This window comes from Kitasatospora terrestris, assembly GCF_039542905.1.
In the GTDB taxonomy this organism is placed as follows: Bacteria; Actinomycetota; Actinomycetes; order Streptomycetales; family Streptomycetaceae; genus Kitasatospora; species Kitasatospora terrestris.
The window spans coordinates 5,135,690-5,156,271 of record NZ_BAABIS010000001.1 but is presented as its reverse complement, the minus strand read 5'-3'; the positions used below and the strand labels follow the sequence as shown (position 1 = coordinate 5,156,271).

At 72.9% G+C, this 20,582-nt stretch carries 18 protein-coding genes and 1 riboswitch; of the genes, 10 read left to right on the top strand and 8 right to left on the bottom strand.

The features are described 5' to 3' along the window. The first annotated feature begins 73 nt into the window (after positions 1 to 73). The 7 genes from ABEB06_RS23820 (at position 74) to ABEB06_RS23790 (ending at position 7,646) form a co-directional block, all read left to right on the top strand. Positions 74 to 1,063: a carbohydrate ABC transporter permease gene (locus ABEB06_RS23820; protein WP_345698920.1), complete on the top strand. Its 990-nt coding sequence runs from the start codon at positions 74 to 76 to the stop codon at positions 1,061 to 1,063. Next, positions 1,060 to 1,968, top strand: a complete 909-nt coding sequence (locus ABEB06_RS23815) for a carbohydrate ABC transporter permease (protein ID WP_345698919.1) — start codon at positions 1,060 to 1,062, stop codon at positions 1,966 to 1,968. The genes ABEB06_RS23820 and ABEB06_RS23815 overlap by 4 nt, the downstream gene beginning before the upstream one ends. Before the next feature lie 60 nt (positions 1,969 to 2,028). After that, complete coding sequence (locus ABEB06_RS23810; protein WP_425559684.1) at positions 2,029 to 3,609, top strand: glycoside hydrolase family 3 protein; 1,581 nt, start codon at positions 2,029 to 2,031, stop codon at positions 3,607 to 3,609. Between the two features lie 113 nt (positions 3,610 to 3,722). Next, entirely contained in the window at positions 3,723 to 4,508 is a 786-nt protein-coding gene (locus ABEB06_RS23805; protein ID WP_345698917.1) for a GntR family transcriptional regulator, read from the top strand. A 406-nt stretch (positions 4,509 to 4,914) separates the two neighbouring features. After that, positions 4,915 to 5,172 carry a DUF3311 domain-containing protein gene (locus ABEB06_RS23800; RefSeq protein WP_345698916.1) on the top strand — a complete coding sequence of 86 codons (258 nt, stop codon included), beginning with the start codon at positions 4,915 to 4,917 and terminating at the stop codon, positions 5,170 to 5,172. After that, positions 5,169 to 6,791, top strand: coding sequence for a monocarboxylate uptake permease MctP (gene mctP / locus ABEB06_RS23795; protein ID WP_345698915.1), 1,623 nt, complete (start codon positions 5,169 to 5,171; stop codon positions 6,789 to 6,791). The genes ABEB06_RS23800 and mctP overlap by 4 nt, the downstream gene beginning before the upstream one ends. A gap of 114 nt (positions 6,792 to 6,905) precedes the next feature. After that, positions 6,906 to 7,646 (top strand): histidine phosphatase family protein, encoded by a 741-nt coding sequence (locus tag ABEB06_RS23790; RefSeq protein WP_345698914.1) that lies wholly within the window; start codon positions 6,906 to 6,908, stop codon positions 7,644 to 7,646. Positions 7,647 to 7,650: 4 nt separating this feature from the next. On the opposite strand, the gene ABEB06_RS23785 is transcribed toward ABEB06_RS23790, so the two are convergent. Continuing rightward, positions 7,651 to 8,598, bottom strand: a complete 948-nt coding sequence (locus ABEB06_RS23785; protein WP_345698913.1) for a helix-turn-helix domain-containing protein — start codon at positions 8,596 to 8,598, stop codon at positions 7,651 to 7,653. A 270-nt stretch (positions 8,599 to 8,868) separates the two neighbouring features. Between ABEB06_RS23785 and ABEB06_RS23780 the strand changes: the two genes are divergently transcribed. The 3 genes from ABEB06_RS23780 to ABEB06_RS23770 all read left to right on the top strand — a co-directional run bounded on the left by ABEB06_RS23780 (position 8,869) and on the right by ABEB06_RS23770 (position 13,208). Beyond that, complete coding sequence (locus ABEB06_RS23780; RefSeq protein ID WP_345698912.1) at positions 8,869 to 9,363, top strand: GNAT family N-acetyltransferase; 495 nt, start codon at positions 8,869 to 8,871, stop codon at positions 9,361 to 9,363. Between the two features lie 93 nt (positions 9,364 to 9,456). After that, positions 9,457 to 9,588, top strand: a riboswitch (cobalamin riboswitch). A gap of 162 nt (positions 9,589 to 9,750) precedes the next feature. After that, on the top strand, positions 9,751 to 12,192 hold the full coding sequence (locus ABEB06_RS23775; protein ID WP_425559683.1) for a ribonucleoside-diphosphate reductase subunit alpha: 2,442 nt from the start codon (positions 9,751 to 9,753) through the stop codon (positions 12,190 to 12,192). Next, positions 12,192 to 13,208 (top strand): ribonucleotide-diphosphate reductase subunit beta, encoded by a 1,017-nt coding sequence (locus ABEB06_RS23770; RefSeq protein WP_345698911.1) that lies wholly within the window; start codon positions 12,192 to 12,194, stop codon positions 13,206 to 13,208. The genes ABEB06_RS23775 and ABEB06_RS23770 overlap by 1 nt, the downstream gene beginning before the upstream one ends. A gap of 55 nt (positions 13,209 to 13,263) precedes the next feature. Here the strand turns inward: ABEB06_RS23770 and ABEB06_RS23765 are convergent, their stop codons facing one another. The 7 genes from ABEB06_RS23765 to ABEB06_RS23735 form a co-directional block, all read right to left on the bottom strand. After that, positions 13,264 to 14,085 carry an AfsR/SARP family transcriptional regulator gene (locus ABEB06_RS23765; RefSeq protein WP_345698910.1) on the bottom strand — a complete coding sequence of 274 codons (822 nt, stop codon included), beginning with the start codon at positions 14,083 to 14,085 and terminating at the stop codon, positions 13,264 to 13,266. A gap of 134 nt (positions 14,086 to 14,219) precedes the next feature. Further along, the gene (locus ABEB06_RS23760) at positions 14,220 to 15,680 is read right to left on the bottom strand and encodes an aKG-HExxH-type peptide beta-hydroxylase (protein WP_345698909.1); all 1,461 of its coding nucleotides are present in this window, start codon (positions 15,678 to 15,680) and stop codon (positions 14,220 to 14,222) included. Between the two features lie 98 nt (positions 15,681 to 15,778). Further along, positions 15,779 to 15,901: a hypothetical protein gene (locus ABEB06_RS23755; RefSeq protein ID WP_345698908.1), complete on the bottom strand. Its 123-nt coding sequence runs from the start codon at positions 15,899 to 15,901 to the stop codon at positions 15,779 to 15,781. 141 nt (positions 15,902 to 16,042) lie between these two features. After that, positions 16,043 to 16,669 carry a peptide deformylase gene (def, locus tag ABEB06_RS23750; protein WP_345698907.1) on the bottom strand — a complete coding sequence of 209 codons (627 nt, stop codon included), beginning with the start codon at positions 16,667 to 16,669 and terminating at the stop codon, positions 16,043 to 16,045. 59 nt (positions 16,670 to 16,728) lie between these two features. Beyond that, positions 16,729 to 17,715 carry a tetratricopeptide repeat protein gene (locus tag ABEB06_RS23745; RefSeq protein WP_345698906.1) on the bottom strand — a complete coding sequence of 329 codons (987 nt, stop codon included), beginning with the start codon at positions 17,713 to 17,715 and terminating at the stop codon, positions 16,729 to 16,731. Positions 17,716 to 17,808: 93 nt separating this feature from the next. Beyond that, positions 17,809 to 19,185, bottom strand: a complete 1,377-nt coding sequence (locus tag ABEB06_RS23740; RefSeq protein ID WP_345698905.1) for an HD-GYP domain-containing protein — start codon at positions 19,183 to 19,185, stop codon at positions 17,809 to 17,811. Further along, a complete protein-coding gene (locus ABEB06_RS23735; RefSeq protein ID WP_345698904.1) occupies positions 19,182 to 20,567 on the bottom strand; it encodes an HD domain-containing phosphohydrolase in 1,386 nt (461 codons plus the stop codon). The genes ABEB06_RS23740 and ABEB06_RS23735 overlap by 4 nt, the downstream gene beginning before the upstream one ends. Between the last annotated feature and the right edge of the window lie 15 nt (positions 20,568 to 20,582).

Below are 20,582 nucleotides of genomic sequence, written 5' to 3'. Positions count from 1 at the left end.
GTTCGCGAGCGACGCGGACTGCCCACCCGTGCGCCAGGACCGAACCAGTTCCGCGGGCCTTGGAAGGACCCTGATGAGTGTGACCACCGACGAGACCGTTATCCGGTCCGAGGCCGCCGGGCCCGTCCCGGCCGGGAAGCCGCAGCGCCGCGGGTTCTTCGCAGCGGGCCTCCACATCCCCTACGCCATGATCCTGCCGGCCGTGATCGCCATGGTGGGCATGCTGGCGTACCCGCTGTACAGGCTCTTCGACCTGTCCTTCCAGAACGTCAACCGCTACGCCTACCTGGTCAACCCGGCGCTCGCGAAGTACATCGGGTTCGACGGCTACACCAAGGTGCTCGGCGACAGCGAGTTCTGGGACGTCGTGCTCCGCTCGATCTGCTTCACGGTCGAGCTGGTCGCCGCCTCGATGGTGCTGGGCATGCTCTTCGCCCTGCTGCTCAACCGGGTCTCGCCCTGGGTCCGGGTCGTCTGCATCACCGTGATGATGTTCGTCTGGGCCATCCCCGCCCTGGTCACCGGCACCGTCTTCCGCTGGCTGTTCGCCTCGAACGGCGGCGTCGTCGACTACCTGTGGTTCCTGGTCACCGGTGACGAGTCGGTCAAGCACTACGACTGGTTCGCCGACCCGACCGTCGGCCTCTACGCGGTCGGCGCCGCGGTCATCGTCTGGGGCGCGCTGCCCTTCCTGGTGATCGGCCTGTACGCCGCGCTCACCCAGGTGCCGAAGGAGCTGATGGAGGCCGCCAAGCTGGACGGCGCCAACGCCTTCCAGGCCTTCCGCCACGTGACCGTCCCGGTCATCAAGCCCTTCCTGATGATCAGCACCGCGCTCAGCTTCATCTGGGACTTCCAGGTCTTCGCGCAGATCTTCTCGCTGCGCAACACCTCTCCCGAGCCGGGCTACTGGACGATCGGCACCTTCCTCTACGAGAAGGGCATCGTCGCCTCCAAGTACAGCGACAGCTCGGTGATCTCGATCGCCATGATCCTCCTCATGCTGGCGGTGCTGGTGTTCTACATCCGCCAGATGCTCAAGATCGGAGCCCAGGACCGATGACCGTCGTCGACCACAAGCCCGCGCCGGCCGTCGCCGCCGCCCCCAAGGTCAAGGCCAAGGCCCGCGCCACCGGTCGGAGCTCCGCCGCCACCTGGATCTGGAACCTGCTCGGCCTCGGTTTCGCCCTGGTGATGGCCTTCCCGATCTACTGGATGATCATCACCACGTTCAAGACGAACAAGGACCTGATCGCCCAGGACCCGACGTTCTGGCCCAGCTCCTTCTCGTTCGAGAGCTACAAGACCGTCCTAAACGACACCGAGTTCTGGCCGTCGCTGCAGAACACCCTGATCATCACGCTCGGCGCGGTGGCCATGGGCCTGATCGTCGGCTTCCTCGCCGCGATCGGGGTGGCCCGCTTCAACTTCCGCGGCCGCAGCTTCTTCATCGTCACCATGCTGGTGGTCCAGATGGTGCCCCTGCTCGCGCTGATCGTCCCGCTGTACGTGGTGATGAACAACGCCGGCATGACCGGCACGCTGGTCGGCGTGATGCTGGCCTACCTGGTCTTCACCGTCCCGTACGTGGTCTGGACGCTGCGCTCGTTCATCGTGAACATCCCGGCCGAGCTGGACGAGGCGGCCATGGTCGACGGCTGCACCCAGTGGGGCGCCTTCTTCCGGATCATCCTGCCGCTCACCCTGCCCGGCCTGATCACCACCGGCGTCTACAGCTGGATCCAGGCCTGGAACGAGTTCATCGTCGCCAACACCCTGCTCGCCACCGGCGGCCAGAAGACGGCGATGGCCTGGCTGACCTTCTACGCCACCACCCCCACCCGCGGCGCGGACTACGGCGCGCAGATGGCCGGCGCGCTGCTGGTGTCGCTGCCCGTGATCGTCCTCTTCGTGTTCTTCCAGAAGAAGGTGTCGGCCGGCCTCACCGCCGGCGCGGTCAAGGGCTAGAACCCTTCCTCACGCCCCACACCGCACACCTCCAGCACCCCCACCACCAGGGAAGGAACCATGGCGATGCCCGGTTCGGAAAGCGTCGAACTCCTCCACGACGCCGGCGCGGTCCTGCAGCCCGGCTTCGCCGGACAGACCGCACCCGACTGGCTGCGCCGCAGACTGGGCTCGGGAGAGCTCGGCGGAGTCGCCCTGTTCGGCCGCAACATCCACACCCCGCAGCAGGTCGCCCGGCTCACCTCCGAGCTGTACGCGCTCAACGGCGACCTGCTGATCGCCACCGACGAGGAGGGCGGCGACGTCACCCGGCTGGAGGTGACCAGCGGCTCCTCGTACCCGGGCAACCACGCGCTCGGTGAGGTCGACGACACCGACCTCACCGAACGGGTCGCCCGCTCGATCGGCTTCGACCTCTCCAGCGTCGGCGTGAACCTCAACTACGCGCCCGACGCGGACGTCAACTCCAACCCGGACAACCCGGTGATCGGCGTCCGGTCCTTCGGCGGCGACGGCGGACTCGCCGCCCGCCACACCGCCGCGTACGTCCGCGGCCTGCAGTCGGCCGGCGTCGCCGCCTGCGCCAAGCACTTCCCCGGCCACGGCGACACCGCCGGCGACTCGCACCTGGGCCTGCCCCGGATCGACCTCTCGCCCGAGCAGTTCGCCGAGCACCTGCTGCCCTTCAAGGCCGCCATCGCCGCCGGCGTGAAGTCGATCATGACGGCACACATCCTCTTCCCCGCGTACGACCCCGAGCTGCCCGCCACCATGTCCCGGCGGATCCTCACCGGGCTGCTGCGCGAGGAGCTCGGCTTCGAGGGCCTGATCGTCACCGACGGCATCGAGATGGGCGCCATCTCCGGCACCCACGGCGTCGCCGCCGGCTCGGTGCGGGCCGTCGCGGCCGGCGCCGACACCATCTGCGTCGGCGGCGGGCTCCAGGACGAGGAGGCCTTCGTCTACCTGCGCGACGCCCTGGTCTGGGCGGTCCGCGAGGGCCGGCTGTCCGCGGAACGACTGCACGAGGCCGCCGAGCGCAACCGCGCCGTCGCCCGCTGGTCGGCCGCCGTCCGGCAGGCCCAGGTCGGCGCGCACGGCGAGGTCGGCATCGGTCTCACCGCCGCCCGCCGGGCGCTGCGCGTGCACGGCGAGCTGCGCCCGCTCAGCGGCGTCCCGCACGTGGTCGAGTTCTCCCCCGGCGCCAACATCGCGGTCGGCGACGAGACCCCCTGGGGCGTGGCCGCGCCGCTCGCCGAGCTCGTCCCCGGCACCACCGTGACCCGGGTCGGCGCCCCCGCCACCCGCATGGAGGGCTCCGGCCTGCTGCACGTCGCGGTCGCCGCCGACGGCGCCGAGGTCGACACCGCCCCGCTGCTCGGCGCCGCCGTGGGCCGGCCGCTGGTCGTGGTCGTCCGCGACATCCACCGGCACACCTGGATGAAGCGCGCCGCGGTCGCCCTCACCGAGGCCCGCCCCGACGCGGTCGTCGTCGAACTGGGCACCGGGCACGGCGTCACCGAGCTGTTCTCCGCCCGCGACGTCACCGTGCTCGCCACCCGCGGCGGCTCCCGGGTCTGCGGCATCGCCGCCGCCGAGGCCCTCGCCGGCCTCGCCGTCAGCCCGGCCAACGCGGGCTGAGAACACCGCCGTGCATGCGGGAGCTCCCCGGTGGGCGCTCCCGCATGCAACCATGTGCTGTTACATAGACATCAGGAGCCCTTGAGGCTGCCTTAAGAGGAGTGAGAGCTGCCATGAGTGGCGAACGGGAATCGGCACTCGCCGAGAACACCACGGTGCCGACGCAGTCGGGCCCCGCCACGAGTGCGGCCACGCGCGTCCCCAAGTACTACGGGCTCAAGCGCCACCTGCTGCAGCTCACCGAGACCCAGCCGGCCGGCACCCCCGTCCCGCCGGAGCGGGCGCTCGCCGCCCAGTTCGACACCTCCCGCACCACGGTCCGCCAGGCCCTGCAGGAGCTGGTCGTCGAAGGCCGTCTGGAGCGCATCCAGGGCAAGGGCACCTTCGTCGCCAAGCCCAAGGTCGCCCAGGCCCTGCAGCTCACCTCCTACACCGAGGACATGCGGGCCCAGGGCCTGGAGCCCACCTCACGGCTGATCGAGATCGGCTACATCAGCGCCGACGACCGGCTCGCCCCGCTCCTCGACATCAAGACCGGCGGCCGCGTCCTGCGGATCGAGCGCCTGCGCCTGGCCAACGGCGACCCGATGGCCATCGAGGTGGCGCACCTGTCCGCCAAGCGCTTCCCCGCGCTCCGGCGCAACCTGCTGAAGCACAACTCGCTCTACACCGCCCTGCGCGAGGTCTACGGCGTCACCGTGGCCGAGGCGGAGGAGACCATCGAGACCACCCTCGCCAACCCGCGCGAGGCCGGCCTCCTCGGCTCGGACCTGGGCCTGCCGATGCTCCAGCTCTCCCGCCACTCCTTCGACGCCGAGGGCGCACCCGTCGAGTGGGTCCGCTCGATCTACCGCGGCGACCGCTACAAGTTCATCACCCGCCTGCAACGCCCGGAATAGGCCTCCGGCCCGGCCTGCTCCCCCTCCGGCAAGAACCTCTCCCTCCCCGGCGGGAGCACGCAGCATCACCCGCCTGCAGCGCCCGGAACAGGCCTCCGGCCCGGCCTGCTCCCCCTCCGGGGAGGACGAGGAAGCAAGACCTCCCCCCTCTCCCTCCCCGGCGGAAGCACGCAGCATCACCCGCCTCCAGCACCCCGAGCAGGCCTCCGGCCCGGCCCGAGTGGTCACTCGAAGGTGCCGAAGTGGGTCCGATATTCGGGAACTTCGGTGGAACGTAGTGACACGCGTCACTTCGTGCTCTAAATTCCGGCTGACTTCCGATCACCAGAGGTGCTGCTCGGCGGGCGCACAGTGATGTGCGCTGCGGCGCCGACGAGGTGAGACCACTTCAGCCGGAGCCGCTTACATGTCGTCAGAAACGAACCTCCCGGCGGTCACACCCGCCCGGGTCCTGGCCGGGCTGTGCCTGGCCGTGCCGATCGTCGCCATGCTCTGGGTCGCGTCGTACAGCAAGGCCGACCCGGAGCTCGGCGGGATGCCGTTCTTCTACTGGTACCAGCTGGCGTGGGTGCCGGTCTCGGCGGTGTTCACGGTCGGTGCGTACCTGCTGATCAACCGCGACGAGAAGGCCCGCAAGGCCGCCCGCGGGGGTGACGCGCTGTGAAGGACGTCAACTGGGTCGCACTGACCGTCTTCCTGCTCTTCTTCGTCCTGGTCACCGTGATGGGCTTCCTGGCCTCGCGCTGGCGCAGGGCGGACGACGCCCTGCACCTGGACGAGTGGGGTCTGGGCGGCCGCAGCTTCGGCACCTGGATCACCTGGTTCCTGCTCGGCGGCGACCTGTACACCGCGTACACGTTCATCGCCGTCCCGGCGGCGATCTACGCGACGGGCGCGGCGGGCTTCTTCGCGGTGCCGTACACGATCATCGCCTACCCGCTGGTCTTCCTGTTCCTGCCGCGGCTGTGGTCGGTCTCCCGGGTGCACGGGTACGTGACCCCGGCGGACTTCGTCCGGGGCCGGTACGGCTCGAAGGCGCTGTCCCTGGTGGTGGCGCTGACCGGGATCCTGGCGACGATGCCGTACATCGCGCTGCAGCTGGTCGGCATCCAGGCGGTGCTGGACGTGCTGGGCGTGGGCGGCAGCGGCAACTGGTTCATGAAGGACCTGCCGCTGTTCCTGGCGTTCGGCGTGCTGGCGGCGTACACGTACTCCTCGGGCCTGCGGGCGCCGGCGCTGATCGCGTTCGTCAAGGACACCCTGATCTACGTGGTGATCATCGTCGCGGTGATCTACATCCCGATGCGGCTGGGCGGCTACGGCCACGTCTTCGACTCGGCGGCGCAGAAGTTCTCCACGGTGAACCCGGCGACCGGCAAGCCGATCGGCTCGCTGATCCTCGGCGAGAAGGCGCACTGGACGTACGCGACGCTGGCGTTCGGTTCGGCGCTGGCGCTGTTCATGTACCCGCACTCGGTGACCGGCGTGCTGGCGTCGAAGTCGCGCAACACGGTGCGCCGCAACATGGCGATCATGCCGGCGTACTCGCTGATGCTGGGCCTGCTGGCGCTGCTGGGCTTCATGGCGATCGCGGCGGGCGTGGGCAAGGGCGTGAAGGGCTACAACAACCAGCTGGCGGTGCCGCAGCTGTTCGAGAACATGTTCCCGGACTGGTTCACCGGTGTGGCGTTCGCGGCGATCGGCATCGGCGCGCTGGTGCCGGCCGCGATCATGTCGATCGCGGCGGCCAACCTGTTCACCCGCAACGTGTACAAGGAGTTCCTGAACCCGGCGGCCACCCCGGCGGACGAGACCAAGGTGGCCAAGGTCGCCTCGCTGCTGGTGAAGGTCGGCGCGCTGGTCTTCGTGCTGCTGATGGACAAGCAGGCCGCGATCAACCTGCAGCTGCTGGGCGGCCTGTGGATCCTGCAGACCGCGGTCTCCATCGTGGCGGGCCTGTTCACCCGGTGGTTCCACCGCTGGGCGCTGCTGGCCGGCTGGGCGGTCGGCATGGCGTACGGCACCTGGAAGGCGTACGGGATCTCCTCGCCGGCCACCAAGCACTTCGGCGGCAACTCGGCCGAGATCCCGGTGATCGGGCAGATCGGCTACATCGGCCTGACCGCCTTCGTGCTCAACGTGCTGGTGGCCGTCGCGCTGACGCTGGTGCTGAAGGCCGTGAAGGCCCCCGAGGGGCTCGACGAGACCGCCACCGCGGACTACAGCGCGGACGCCGGCGACGAGGCCCTGAAGGACGCTCCGCAGCCCGCTGCGGCGCACTGAGTCACCCGGGGCGCGCGGCCGAGCGCCGTGCGCCCTGTGATCGCGCCGTCACTCCGGTCAACACTGGAGTGACGGCGCGATCATTTGTTATGACGAGAACGGGGAGTCGCGGCCATGGCAGACGTCACCACCATCTCCAACGGGCACCGCACGCACCAGGGCGGCGCCCTGCTGCCCTCGGTGCTCATCGCCACCAGGCACGGCGAGTCCGTGGCCAACGTCGAGTTCCGGAACGCGGACGCGTCCGGCGCCCTGACCGTCCCGATCGGGAGCAGAGACGCCGACATCCCGCTCTCGATGCACGGCCAGGCCCAGGCCCAGGCGCTCGGCCGCTGGTGGGCCGCCCTGCCGCCGGCCGACCGGCCGCGCTCGGTCTGGTGCTCCCCGTACGTGCGCACCGCCGAGACCGCCCGGATCGCGCTCGCCCAGGCCTCCGGGCTCGGCGCGGTGCCGGTGGCGCTGCCGGTCCGCTACGACGAGCGGCTGCGCGACCGGGAGCTCGGGGTGCTGGAGATGCTGACCAAGGCGGCGATCGAGAAGGAGCACCCGGCGGAGGCGGCCCGGCGCCGCAAGATGGGCGAGCTGTACTACCGGCCGCCGGGCGGGGAGTCCTGGCTGGACGTGGCGCTGAGGGTGCGCAGCGTGCTGCGGGACGTCTGCGAGGAGGAGGCCGGCCGGCCGGTCCTGCTGGTCGCGCACGACTGCACCGTGCTGATGCTGCGGCACGTCCTCGACCGCCTCTCCGAGCCCGACCTGCTGGCCCTGCCGCCGGTCGCCAACTGCTCCACCAGCCTCTGGCGCCCGCAGGCCGGCCGCCTCCTCCCCGACGGCTGGAACGGCACCGACCACCTCTGAGCGCTCAGGCGCCCGCGAAGGCCCTCCGGTACGCCTGCGGGGTGGTGCCGAGGCGGCGGCCGAAGTGGTGGCGGAGCGTGGCGGCGTTGCCGAAGCCGCTGCGGGAGGCGATCGCGTCGATCGGCTCGGCGGTGGACTCCAGCAGCCGCTGGGCGTGCAGGATGCGCTGCCCGGTGAGCCAGCGGTGCGGGGTGGTGCCGGTCTCCTGCTGGAAGCGGCGGGCGAAGGTGCGCGGCGACATGTGGGCGAGGGCGGCCAGCCGGTCGACGGTGGTCTCCTCGTCGAGGTGCTGCCGCATCCATTCGAGCACCGGGCCGAGCGACTCGCCGTCCGCCTCGGGCAGCGGCCGGTTGATGAACTGGGCCTGGCCGCCGTCCCGGTGCGGGGCGACCACCATCCGCCGGGCGATGCCGCGGGCGACCTCGGCGCCCTGCACCTTGCGGACCAGGTGCAGGCAGGCGTCGATCCCGGCGGCCGTGCCGGCGGAGGTGATCACCGGGTCGTCGTCGACGTAGAGCACGTCGGGCTCGACGGTGGTGAGCGGGAAGCGCCGGGCCATGGTCTCGGCGTGCTTCCAGTGGGTGGTGGAGCGCCGGCCGTCCAGCAGCCCGGCGGCGCCGAGCAGGAAGCTGCCGCTGCAGATGGAGAGCAGGTACGCGCCGCGGTCGTGGGCCGCGCGCAGCGCCTCCAGCAGCGGCTCCGGGTAGCTGTCGCGGACCCCGGTGGCGGTGGCGACGACCAGGTCGGCCTGCGCGATCCGCTCGGGGCCGTGCGGGACGTCGACGGTGAAGCCCGCGTGGGTGCGCATCGGGCCGGGCCGGTCGCCGACCAGGGCGAAGTCGTAGACCGGCAGGCCCTCCTCGCCGCGGTCGAGGCCGAAGACCTCGCAGGCGACCCCGAGTTCGAAGGGGTGGACCTCTTCCAGGACCACGGCGACGACGTTCTTCAGCATGGCTCCAGGATGCCGCTGGCAGGATCTTTCGGCAAGTGTGCGTTTCTGCCACTCGTGGGGCGGTCGGCACCCCGGGAGAGTGGGGGGCATGACCTCAGCGCTCGCCCTGATGGGCATCATCGGCACCTTCGGACTGCTCGGCGCCCTGGTCGGCCGCGACCTGGAGCGCACCGGCCGGCACGGCCGGGACAACTGGCACCGCCCGGGCGGCTACCCGGTGGACCCGGCCCTCCCCGACCGGCTGCACGGCCCTTCCGGCAGACTGTCCGGATGGACACCGTCATCCGCCGCGCCCGCCCCGAGGACCTCGTCGCCGCGGGTGACGTCACCGTCGAGGCGTTCGTCGGCGACGGCCACACCCCTGCGGACGGCGACTACGTCCGGCTCCTGCGCGACACCGTCCGGCGCAGCGCGGAGGCCGAGCTCCTCGTCGCGGTCGACGCCGCGGACGGGAGAGTGCTCGGCTGCGTGACCTTCGCGGTCGGCGGCACCGAGTGGGCCGACATCGCCCGACCCGAGGAGGGCGAGATCCGGATGCTCGCGGTCGGCGCGGCCGCCCGCGGGCGCGGGGTCGGCGAGGCGCTGGTGCGGGCGGCGATGGACCGCAGCCGCGAGCTGGGGCTGGCCGGGATGGCGTTCTCCACCCGGCCCGCGATGACCGCCGCGCACCGCCTGTACGAGCGCCTGGGCTTCGTCCGGACCCCTTCCCGGGACTGGGAGCCGCGGCCCGGAATCGACCTCCTGGTGTACGCGTTGGCCTTCTGACGGGTCGTAGGGTGGCTCCGCGCGACCGCACGGACACCGCACGGACACGACACGCCGACACTACATCTGGGGCTTCCAGCTCCCCGCGCCACTACATGTATGCTCACTCTCGCTGTCGAACGCAGGGGAACCCGGTGCGAGTCCGGGACTGCCCCGCAACGGTGAGCGGGCTCGGCGTACCCCGGCCCGCACAGTCCGAGGACCTGCCGACGGTGTGCACACGGCTTCCCCGCAGACGCCTCGGTGCACAGCTGTGCCGTCCGGGCCTCGTGGGCGGGCCGGGGGTGGATCTTCGCGCGCTTGAAGCGTTTCGGCGTGCCCTCCTCCCCTGCCTGTGCGCGCGTCCGGGTTCGTACCGTCCGCTGCCGCCACAGGAGAGAGTGCGCCTTGACCGTCGCTGCCTCAGTCACCCTGCCCGCCCAGGGATCCTCCCCCAGCCTTGGGCCGGGAGGTGCCCCCATCGCCTTCACCGACCCCGGGGCAGAACTGCTTCGGCTGCTCACCGACCGCAGCACCGACCTCCCCCAGGTGGACCCCGGCCACGTCGCCGCCGCCGCGCTGCGCGGCCGCCACGCCGGTTCGGACTTCGCCGAGCTGCGCGGGCTGGCCGTGGAGGCCGCCGCGTCGATGATCGCCGAGGACCCGCAGTACTCGAAGCTCGCGGCCCGCCTGCTCGCCCTGGAGATCCAGGACGAGGCGGTCTCCCAGGGCGCCGTCTCCTTCGCCGCCTCGATCGCCGTCGGCCACGCCGAGGGCCTGATCGGCGACGTCACCGCGGCCTTCGTCGCGAAGCACGCGGACGCCTTCGACGCGCTGATCGACCAGCAGGGCGACGACCGCTTCGAGTACTTCGGCCTGCGCACCGTGCAGTCCCGCTACCTGCTGCGCCACCCGATCACCCGCAAGGTCGTCGAGACCCCGCAGCACTTCCTGCTCCGCGTGGCGGCGGGCCTGGCGGTCGGCGACACCGAGGAGTCGGTCGCCGAGGTGGCCGAGCTCTACACCCTGATGAGCCGTCTGGAGTACCTGACCAGCTCCCCGACGCTGTTCAACTCCGGCACCAAGCACCCGCAGATGTCCTCCTGCTACCTGCTGGACTCGCCGCTGGACAACCTGGACTCGATCTACAACCGCTACGCGCAGATCGCCCGGCTGTCCAAGCACGCCGGCGGCATCGGCCTGTCCTACTCCCGGATCCGCTCGCGCGGTTCGCTGATCCGCGGCACCAACGGCAAGTCCAACGGCATCGTGCCGTTCCTGCGCACCCTGGACGCCTCGGTCGCCGCCGTCAACCAGGGCGGCCGCCGCAAGGGCGCGGCCTGCGTCTACCTGGAGACCTGGCACGCGGACATCGAGGAGTTCCTGGAGCTGCGCGACAACACCGGCGAGGAGGCCCGCCGGACCCACAACCTCAACCTGGCGCACTGGATCCCGGACGAGTTCATGCGCCGGGTCAACGCCGACCAGGAGTGGTCGCTGTTCTCCCCCGCCGACGTCCCCGAGCTGGTCGACCTGTGGGGCGCCGACTTCGACGAGGCGTACCGCAAGGCCGAGCAGGCCGGCAAGGCCGTCCGCACCATCCCGGCGCAGACCCTGTACGCCCGGATGATGCGCACCCTGGCGCAGACCGGCAACGGCTGGATGACCTTCAAGGACGCCTCCAACCGGGCCGCCAACCAGACCGCGCTGCCGGGCCGCACGGTGCACTCCTCCAACCTGTGCACCGAGATCCTGGAGGTCACCGACGACTCCGAGACCGCGGTCTGCAACCTCGGCTCGGTCAACCTCGGTGCCCACGTCGCCGCCGGCGCCACCGCCGCCGACCTGGTGAACGCGATGGACTGGGACCGCCTGGACGCCACCGTGCGCACCGCGGTGACCTTCCTGGACCGGGTCATCGACATCAACTTCTACCCGACCACCGAGGCCGGCACCTCCAACTCCCGCTGGCGGCCGGTGGGCCTCGGCGTGATGGGCCTGCAGGACGTCTTCTTCCAGCTGCGGATCGACTTCGACTCCGCCGACGCGAAGACCCTCTCCACCCTGATCTCCGAGCGCATCATGCTCACCGCCTACGAGCGCTCCGCGGACCTGGCCGAGCAGTTCGGCCGCCACGAGGCGTACGGCGAGACCCGCGCCGCCCGCGGCGAGCTGCACATCGACCACTTCCCGACCGCCGCCCCGCAGTGGGCCGGCCGCTGGGAGGCGCTGCGCGCCCGGATCGCCACCACCGGCCTGCGCAACTCGCTGCTGCTGGCGATCGCGCCGACCGCGACCATCGCCTCGATCGCCGGCGTCTACGAGTGCATCGAGCCGCAGGTCTCCAACCTGTTCAAGCGCGAGACGCTGTCCGGCGAGTTCCTCCAGGTCAACCCGTACCTGGTGCGCGAGCTCAAGGAGCTCGGCGTCTGGGACCAGCAGACCCGGGACGCGCTGCGCGACGCCAACGGCTCCGTCCAGGAGCTGAACTGGCTGCCGCAGGAGGTCCGCTCGCTGTACCGCACGGCGTGGGAGCTGCCCCAGCGCGCGCTGATCGACCTGGCCGCGGCCCGCATGCCGTACATCGACCAGAGCCAGTCGCTGAACCTCTTCATGGCGGCGCCGACCATCGGCAAGCTCAGCTCGATGTACGCCTACGCGTGGAAGGTCGGTCTGAAGACCACCTACTACCTGCGCTCGCGCCCGGCCACCCGGATCGCCCAGGCCGCCTCCGGCGCCGCCCGCACCGCCGCGCCGCAGCCCGTCAACACCCCGACCCTCTCCCAGGAGGAGCAGGACGCCATCGCCTGCTCGCTGGAGAACCCCGAGTCCTGCGAGGCCTGCCAGTGATGAGCACCGAGAACCGCAAGATGCTGCTCGACCCGGGCTTCGAGCTGACCCTCCGTCCGATGCGCTACCCGTCGTTCTACGACCGGTACCGGGACGCGATCAAGAACACCTGGACCGTCGAGGAGGTGGACCTGCACTCCGACGTCGCCGACCTCGCCAAGCTGAGCGAGGGCGAGCGGCACATGATCGGCCGGCTGGTCGCCTTCTTCGCGACCGGTGACTCGATCGTCGCCAACAACGTGGTGCTGAGCCTCTACAAGCACATCAACTCCCCGGAGGCGCGGCTGTACCTGTCGCGCCAGCTGTTCGAGGAGGCCGTGCACGTCCAGTTCTACCTGACGCTGCTCGACACCTACCTGCCCGACCCGGAGGACCGCAACGCGGCCTTCGCCGCGGTGGAGAACATCCCCTCCATCCACCAGAAGGCGCAGTTCTGCTTCAAGTACATGAACGCGGTCGACCACATCGACTCGCTGCGCACCAAGGAGGACCGCCGGGCGTTCCTCCTGAACCTGATCTGCTTCGCGGCCTGCGTCGAGGGCCTGTTCTTCTACGGCGCCTTCGCGTACGTGTACTGGTTCCGCAGCCGCGGCCTGCTGCACGGCCTGGCCACCGGCACCAACTGGGTGTTCCGTGACGAGTCCATGCACATGGACTTCGCGTTCTCGGTGGTGGACACCGTCCGCGAGGAGGAGCCCGACCTCTTCGACGACGAGATGGCCAAGCAGGTCACCGAGATGCTGGAGGAGGCCGTCGAGGCCGAGCTCCAGTTCGCCCGCGACCTGTGCGGCGAGGGCCTGCCCGGCATGAACACCGAGTCGATGCGCGAGTACCTGCAGGCGGTGGCCGACCAGCGCCTGGCCCGGCTCGGCCTGCCGATCCGGTACGGCTCGACCAACCCGTTCGGGTTCATGGAGCTGCAGAACGTCCAGGAGCTGACCAACTTCTTCGAGCGCCGGGTCTCCGCCTACCAGGTCGCCGTCGAGGGCTCGGTCTCCTTCGACGACGACTTCTAGGCGACGGGCCCCTGCCCGACCCCGAGGGGGGTGCCGCCCGCGGGCGGCACCCCCCTCAGCCGTTCTCCAGCCCCGCGTCGCCGGCCAGGATCCGGGCCTGGAGCTCGGACACCGCACGGCCCGGGTCCAGCCCCTGTTCCTCCCGCAGCAGGGCCCGCAGCTCGCCGTACTCGGCCAGCGCCTCCGCCTGCCGGCCGCTGCGGAACAGCGCCAGCATCAGCTGCGCCCGCAGCCCCTCGCGCAGCGGCTGCCCGACCACCAGCTCACGCAGCACCGGCACCGCCTCGGCGTGCCGGCCGAGCGCCAGCTCCGCCTCGATGAGCCACTCGGTGGCGGTCAGCCGCTCCTCCTCCAGCCGGCTGGCGTACGCGTACGCGCCGGGCGCCACCGGCACGTCGGCCAGCGCCGGGCCGCGCCACAGGCCCAGGGCCGGGCGCAGCAGGCGCGCCGCCTGCTCGGGCCGGCCGGCCAGCAGCTCGGCCCGGCCCCGCTCGGCGAGCATCCCGAAGCGCACCGCGTCGATCGCGTCGGCGGCGGCGCGCAGTTCGTACCCGTTGCCGGTGGTGTGCAGCGCGCCGGGTCCGAGCAGGGTGCGCAGCCGCCAGACGTAGCCCTGCAGGGTCTTGCGGGCGGTCTTGGGTTCGCGGTCCTGCCACAGTTCGCCGATGATGCGGTCGACCTGGACGGGCCGGTTGGCGTTGATCGCCAGCAGGGCCAGCAGGGCGCGGTGCTTGGGTGCCGGGACGGCGATCTCGGTGCCCTGGCGGCACAGTCGGAGCGGGCCGAGCAGTCCGAGACGGGTGGTCCGGTGCTGCTCGGGTCCGGCCGGCCCGGCCGCGGTGGCGGCCGGGGCCGGTAGGTCAGACAGGACGGTCATGCAGGGTTCCCCTCCACCGGGTGTCGCAGCCGGGCGTCCCGGGGGCATCCCGGTCGTGCCCGGTTCAAGGACTACCAGGATGCACCGCACTCGAACTTCCGTGTGCCGGATCCGCCAGGTGGTGGCGCGGCCCCTCAGTCGCCGACCGGGGCGACGAGCCCGGCCGCCACCAGGCCGGCCAGTCCGGCTGCCAGGCGCCGGTCCACCGTGCCCAGTTGCGCGGCGTACCGCTCCTCGATCGCGCCCAGGGGGCTGCCGTCGCAGAGCGCGTAGATCAGCCAGGCGTGCTCGTTCAACCAGTGGAACCTGGCCGGCCCGGGCGCGTACGCCAGCAGTTGACGCTGTTCGGGCAGTGCGCAGACCGCCACCGGCTCGACCTTGCGGTAGCCGCGCGGCTCCGGCGCGGGCGGCTCGCCGGAGCGGTCGGCGGCCGGCGCGTCGGCGCGGCCGTCGGCGGCCGGCTCGGGGGTCCGCACCGCGGGCACCAGCGGCGCGACCGCGTCCAGCAGCCACTCGACGAACCGCCGCCCGGCCGGGGTCAGCGCCCCGCCGTGCACCTGGAGCGCCTGGTACCCGAGGTAGGTGGCCCGCTGGGCGCTGGTGGTGAACCCGCCCTCCAGCGCGGCCCGGCTGCCGGGGGTGGGCACGCCGACGTCCTCGGTGACGGGCGGCTCGCCGAAGCGCTCGCGCAGCCCGGCCGGCGCCTCGGCGGCGGCCGCGAAGAACAGCACCATGTGGGCGTAGACGTGCAGCGCCGCCAGCACCCGGGTCAGCGACCAGGGTGACAGCCGCCACGGGATCTCCACCTGGTGGCCGGGGTCGGCGACCAGCGAGCCGGTGCGCAGCACGTCGAACTGCTTGAGGTGCAGGCCCTCGTGGAGCAGGATCTCGGCGGTCGCCCACGGGTCGTCCAGGTGCTCCGGCGCGATGAACAGCGCCGAGGGCAGCGGGTCGCCGCCGGAGAGCGAGTACAGCTCGCCGTCGTCGGTCTCGCCGCGGGCCAGGCCCACCAGCGAGATGTGCGGGAAGACGCCGGCCCCGGAGTGCGGCAGGAGTTCGGCGAGCAGTTCGGCGCCCCGGGTCAGACCCGTGACGGCCTTCTCGTCGGGGCTGACCCGGCGGGCGCCGCGCAGGTCGGCGAAGGTGCCCGCGCAGAGCTCCTCCAGCCGGGCGGCGAGCGGCAGTGCGCCGGTGCCGGGGCGGACGTCGGTCCACACCCAGCCGACGCCGCGGCCGGGCCAGGGGCGGTGGCGCGGGTCCATCAGCCGCTCGCACGGGCCGAGCCCGTCGGCGGCGTCCAGGTCGGCCGCGCCCAGGTGGGCGGCCAGCTCACTCGGGTCCTGCCGGTGGTTCTCCAGCGCGACCAGGTCGTCCTCGAAGGCGTTGCGCAGCACCGGGTCGTAGAGGAACGGGCGGAGCACCGGGTCGGCCTCCCGGCCCAGCCGCTCGAAGCGGTCGGCCGCCTCGGGGAAGCGGCGGGCGAGGACGGTCAGACCGAGCCGGAACCGGGCGATGTTCCTGGCCTCGATGGCGGCGCTGTCCCCGAACTGCGGGTCCGTGCCGAGGATGCGGTCGATCGGTGCGGAGGACGGCAAGGCTTCACCTCATGGGATCGGAGTGCGGACCTGGCTGCGCGCGGACGGCGGGCCGGTCACCCCGGTCGCCCGGGGTGACCGGCCCGCCGCCGGTGCCGCTACTTCGCCGGGGCGAGGTACGGCGGGAACCACGCGCGCTCGTGCGGCGCGTCGGTGGTGATGCTGGGCGCCGACTCGGCGGCCACCTCGGTCTTCGGCAGTTCCACGGTCTGGGACGGCATGTCGTCTCCTCTCCGATAGCTGTCAGGTGCCACCGAATCTAGGCAGCCGCGGTGTGGCGGCGGTGTGGCCGCGCTCTCGCGTCCCGGCAGCACGAAGGGCCGCCCCCGACCCGCGGGAGCGGCCCTTCGCCCGACGACCCGTCAGTCGTTCGGCACGGTCGCGTACTTGGGCGTGCCCTCGGCCATCTGCCGCAGCGCGTCCTTGCGGTCGCGCTTGGACAGCCGGTCGATGTACAGGTAGCCGTAGAGGTGGTCGGTCTCGTGCTGCAGGCAGCGCGCGAAGAAGCCGCTGCCCTCGACCCGGATCGGGTTGCCGTCCTTGTCCTGGCCGGTGACCGCGGCGTGGTCCGGGCGGGCCAGCTCCTGGTAGGCGGTGGGCACCGACAGGCAGCCCTCCTGCGAGTCGTCCAGGGTGCGGCGGCCGGCCGGCAGGTCCTCCAGCACCGGGTTGACCACGTGGCCGATGTGGCGCACGCCCTCGTCGTCCGGGCAGTCGTAGACGAAGACCTTCAGGTCGACGCCGATCTGGTTGGCCGCCAGGCCCACGCCCTCGGCCGCGTACATCGACTGGAACATGTCGTCGATCAGCGCGGACAGCCCGGCGTCGAACTCGGTCACCGTCTTCGTCTCGCGGTGCAGCACCGGGTTGCCGACCACGGTGATCGGACGCGCGGTGCCCCTGCTGAGGTCCGGCTCCTGACCGACCACCTTCTGGACCTGGGTCTCGTCGTGCTCGTGGTCGTGCTCGTGGTCGTGCTCGTCCGCCATGCCTCAATCCGCTCCGTGTCGATCCACTCGGGGTGTACCGGTCCAGCCTACGGGGCGGATCAGCACACTTCCTCGAGATCCCGGTACGCCCGGGTGGCCGGGGACGCCGCCACCCAGCGGTCCAGCAGGGTGCGCACCAGCGAGGCGGGCGCGGCGATCCCGCACTCCCGCTCGACCAGCCAGGACATCCCGGCGCCCGCCTGGCTCAGGTGGCTCAGGTGCCCGGGGTGCAGCGGATCGCCGTCGTCGTGCGGGTCGTGGTGCGCGGTGTGGCCGTCGTCGATCGCCATCCGGCTCTCCGAGCAGGCCCGGCACAGCAGCCGCACCGAGGACGTCCAGTCCTCCGCCGCGTACCCGGCGTCCGCGACCAGCCGCTCCAGCGCGTCCCGGTCGCCGGCGGTCGCCGCCTGCAGCAGCACCACCCAGGTCGGCACCGGCGAGGGCGCCCACAGCTCGATCTCGTCGAAGACCGGGTACGCCACCCCGTCCGCGACCCGCTCGCCGTGCGGGGCGCCGTCGTGCAGCACCACCTCGCCCCAGCGGCGGCCGGAGGACGGCAGCGGGATCGACAGCACCTCGATCCGGGCCGGGTCCAGCCGCCGGCCCCACACCACCTCGGACTCGCCGTCCGGGGAGAGCCGCACCGGCGTGGTGCCCAGGTCAAGCTCGATCGGGCCGTCCGCGCCGACCGTCGCGCCGGGCAGCCGCAGGCCGTACGCCTGCCAGGCCCGGCGGGCCAGCGGCCAGTCCTGGAGGGCGGTCGCGGTGATGCCGAGGTTCCACCAGTCCGGGGCGCCGTGCTGGCGGTCGAGCAGCGCGACCGCGCGCAGGCCCGCGCTGCGGGCCTGCTCCCAGTCCCGGCGGAACTTGTGCAGCAGGGCCAGGTTGAACCAGGAGTCGGACAGCCACGGCTCCAGGTCGGCCGCCATCACCAGCAGCGCCCCCGCGTCCTCGTACCGGCCGTCGCCGATCAGCGTGAAGGCCCGGTCGGTCGTCTGCCGCCAGGTGGCAGACGGCCGGTGCCGTGCGCGATGGAAGATCCTCACGTTCCGTCCCTGCCGTCGTGGTCACCGGGTGGTGTTCCCCTCTCGACCGCATCCAACCACGGCACCCGCCGGCCGCGCTCCCCGCACACCCGTTCAGTCCGCTCCGCGGACCCTGCTGCCCACTCTGGCCAGCGCGTCCAGCACCGCCGGATCGTAGGAGCGGCCCCGTTCCAGGCGCAGCCGCTCCAGCGCCTCCAACCCTCCGGCCGGCTCCGGCACCCCGCGGTCCCGGGCCGCGGTCACCAGGTCGTCGTGCGCGTTCGCCACCCGGATGATCCGTGCCGCCAGCGGCAGCGTGGCGTCCGGGCGGCCGTCCGGCAGCCGGCACGGGTCCGCCAGCCGGGCGACCTGCTGCCACACCTGGTGCGGCACACCCGTCCGCCGGATCACCTCGCTGCCCAGCCGGGCGATCCGCTGCTGCTCGGGGTCGGGCAGCAGTGCCGTCGCCCCGCCCGGCACCGGCTCCACCAGCGACAGCTGGCCGATGTCGTGCATCAGCGCCGCGTACTCCAGCAGGGCGAGGTCCCGGCTCCCCAGGCCCAGCTCGCGCCCCAGCGCGCACGCCGTGTCCGCCACCCGGCGCGCGTGCCCCGGCGTGGTGTAGCCCGCCACCTCGGTCGCCCGCGCCAGCGTCCCGATGGTCTGCCCGGTCGTGGCCCGGACCGCCGCCGCCCGCCGGAACGAGGTCTGCGCCAGCAGCAGCGGCACGCAGAACAGCGGCAGCGCCCACAGTCCCACCTCGCCCGCCAGCAGGCTCAGCAGCAGCCCGGTCGCGACGATCGCCGATCCGATCGACAGCAGCGACCGCAGCCGGTCGTCCAGCGCCGCACCGAACCGCAGGCCGGTGCGCTCCCGCTCCAGCACCGCGGCCAGCGCCGCGTCGGCCAGCGCGGCGAGCGCCGCCACGCCCGCCGGAACCACCCAGTACCCGGGCCCCGCCCCCACCAGCCGGTCGAGCACCCCGCCGTTGTACAGCGGCTGGAAGACCACCGCCGCGAACCCCACCACCAGCACCCGCTGCGCGCCCGCGGACACGTCCGCCCGCACGGCACCGCCGCCCGGTCGGGCAGCGGGGGCCGGGGCGCTCCCCCACCGCCGTCCCCGACCGGCCCGGCCGGCCCGTTCCGCCCGCCGCCGCAGCAGCCGGCCGGCCCCGGCCAGCGTCGCGCCCACCAGCGTCCCGGCCCCCGCGACCACCACCACCTGCAGCACCCCGTGCGCGGTCGGCAGCCCGCGCAGCGGCCCGAGCAGCGCGTACGCCAGCGCCGCCGCCGTCCCGATCGGCGCCTGCTCGCGGTCGCCGGGCAGGGTGACCCGGACGCACTCGCCGAGCGCCACCAGCCCGCCGAACGCCAGCGCCACCTCCGGCTCGACCAGCCCGTCCGCCGCCAGGTGGACGGCGGCCGTGCACAGCAGCAGTGCGGCCGCGCCGCGCACCGCCCCGGCCGCGGTCGGCCGGACCCGTCTCACGGGGACCCCCCGCCGGTCGACACCGCCCGCCCCTGCGCGGGCAGCCGCCGGGCCGGCTCCGGCACCCCGAGCGGGATGTCCGGCACCTCGCCGTCCCACCCACCGGGCGGCGCGGGCTCCGGCTGCCACCCGTGCTCGCCGACGGCGACCACCAGCGCCCGCACCATCACCGGGTCGAACTGGCTGCCCGCGCACCGCTCCAGCTCCGCCACCGCCTCCTCGACCGGTCGCCCCCGCCGGTAGGACCGGGTCGAGGTCATCGAGTCGAAGGCGTCCGCCACCGAGATGATCCGGGCGAACTCCGGGATGCCGTCCCCCTCCAGCCCGTGCGGGTAGCCGCGCCCGTCCATCCGCTCGTGGTGGTGCAGGATGCCCTCCCGGGCCTCGCCGAGGAAGGCCAGCTCGCGGACCAGCCGGTGCCCGAAGACCGGGTGCACCTCCACCGCCCGCCGCTCCGCCTCGGTCAGCGGCCCGTTGCGCCGCAGCAGCTCGGTGGCGACCGCCAGCTTCCCGACGTCGTGCAGCGTCCCGGCGAAGTGCAGGGTGCGGACCCGCTCCTCCGCCATGCCGAGCTGGCGGGCGATCAGCACCGAGGCCCGCCCGACCCGTTCGCTGTGGCCGCGGGTGTACGCGTCCTTGATCTCCACCGCCTGCACCAGCGCCCGGACGGTCGCCCGGTGCGCGGCCTGCTCCCGGTCGCCCTGGGCCGAGACCCACGCCGAGATGGACAGCGGCAGCAGCCCCAGCACCGCGGCGAACGCCCCGTACGTGCCCTGCCAGAGCACCGCGATCATCAGCCCGCCGGCGCCGTGCAGCAGGGCCGGCGGCACCGACCCGGCCAGCCGCCGGCCGGCCCGCCCGGTGCCCGAGCGGCAGCCGGCCAGCCGCCGCATCACCCCCACCAGCACGCCGTTGACCAGGCAGAACGCCAGCACCGCGGCCAGCGCGCCGAGCGCCGCCCCGGGGAAGCGCGAACCGGCCAGCAGCCGCTCCCCGCCGAGGACGCGGAACACCGCCGCCGCGGCGAACGCGGCGAGCGCGAGCTGGGCCGCGTTCCACACCCGGCGCAGGGTGCGCGGGGCGGTGGTCGGCCCGAGCAGTGCCCCGGGCACGGCGACCAGCGCGGCCGCGGCCGGCGGCAGCATCAGCACCGCCGCGAACAGCACCGGGAAGAAGCTGCCGCCGCGCGGCCCGCCCTCCGCCGGGGCCTCGGGCACGGTCCGCCCGCGCAGCCGGTACCAGAGCCGGGCGCACGGCGTGGGCGCCCCCTGGGCGAGCGACTCCAGGCAGCCGTGCAGCAGCGCCAGCAGCGCGACCCGGGGCCAGTCGACCTGCCCGCCGGAGACCGGCCACAGCAGGCAGGCCGGCACGGCGAGCAGCACCGCGGCGACGTATCC

What these genes read in the sequence shown, in the direction of transcription:
- ABEB06_RS23820 (WP_345698920.1), top strand. Translation starts at nt 74, where the DNA reads ATGAGTGTGACCACCGACGAGACCGTTATCCGGTCCGAGGCCGCCGGG.
- ABEB06_RS23815 (WP_345698919.1), top strand. Translation starts at nt 1,060, where the DNA reads ATGACCGTCGTCGACCACAAGCCCGCGCCGGCCGTCGCCGCCGCCCCC.
- ABEB06_RS23810 (WP_425559684.1), top strand. Translation starts at nt 2,029, where the DNA reads ATGGCGATGCCCGGTTCGGAAAGCGTCGAACTCCTCCACGACGCCGGC.
- ABEB06_RS23805 (WP_345698917.1), top strand. Translation starts at nt 3,723, where the DNA reads ATGAGTGGCGAACGGGAATCGGCACTCGCCGAGAACACCACGGTGCCG.
- ABEB06_RS23800 (WP_345698916.1), top strand. Translation starts at nt 4,915, where the DNA reads ATGTCGTCAGAAACGAACCTCCCGGCGGTCACACCCGCCCGGGTCCTG.
- ABEB06_RS23790 (WP_345698914.1), top strand. Translation starts at nt 6,906, where the DNA reads ATGGCAGACGTCACCACCATCTCCAACGGGCACCGCACGCACCAGGGC.
- ABEB06_RS23785 (WP_345698913.1), bottom strand. Translation starts at nt 8,598, where the DNA reads ATGCTGAAGAACGTCGTCGCCGTGGTCCTGGAAGAGGTCCACCCCTTC.
- ABEB06_RS23780 (WP_345698912.1), top strand. Translation starts at nt 8,869, where the DNA reads ATGGACACCGTCATCCGCCGCGCCCGCCCCGAGGACCTCGTCGCCGCG.
- ABEB06_RS23770 (WP_345698911.1), top strand. Translation starts at nt 12,192, where the DNA reads ATGAGCACCGAGAACCGCAAGATGCTGCTCGACCCGGGCTTCGAGCTG.
- ABEB06_RS23765 (WP_345698910.1), bottom strand. Translation starts at nt 14,085, where the DNA reads ATGACCGTCCTGTCTGACCTACCGGCCCCGGCCGCCACCGCGGCCGGG.
- ABEB06_RS23755 (WP_345698908.1), bottom strand. Translation starts at nt 15,901, where the DNA reads ATGCCGTCCCAGACCGTGGAACTGCCGAAGACCGAGGTGGCCGCCGAG.
- def (WP_345698907.1), bottom strand. Translation starts at nt 16,669, where the DNA reads ATGGCGGACGAGCACGACCACGAGCACGACCACGAGCACGACGAGACC.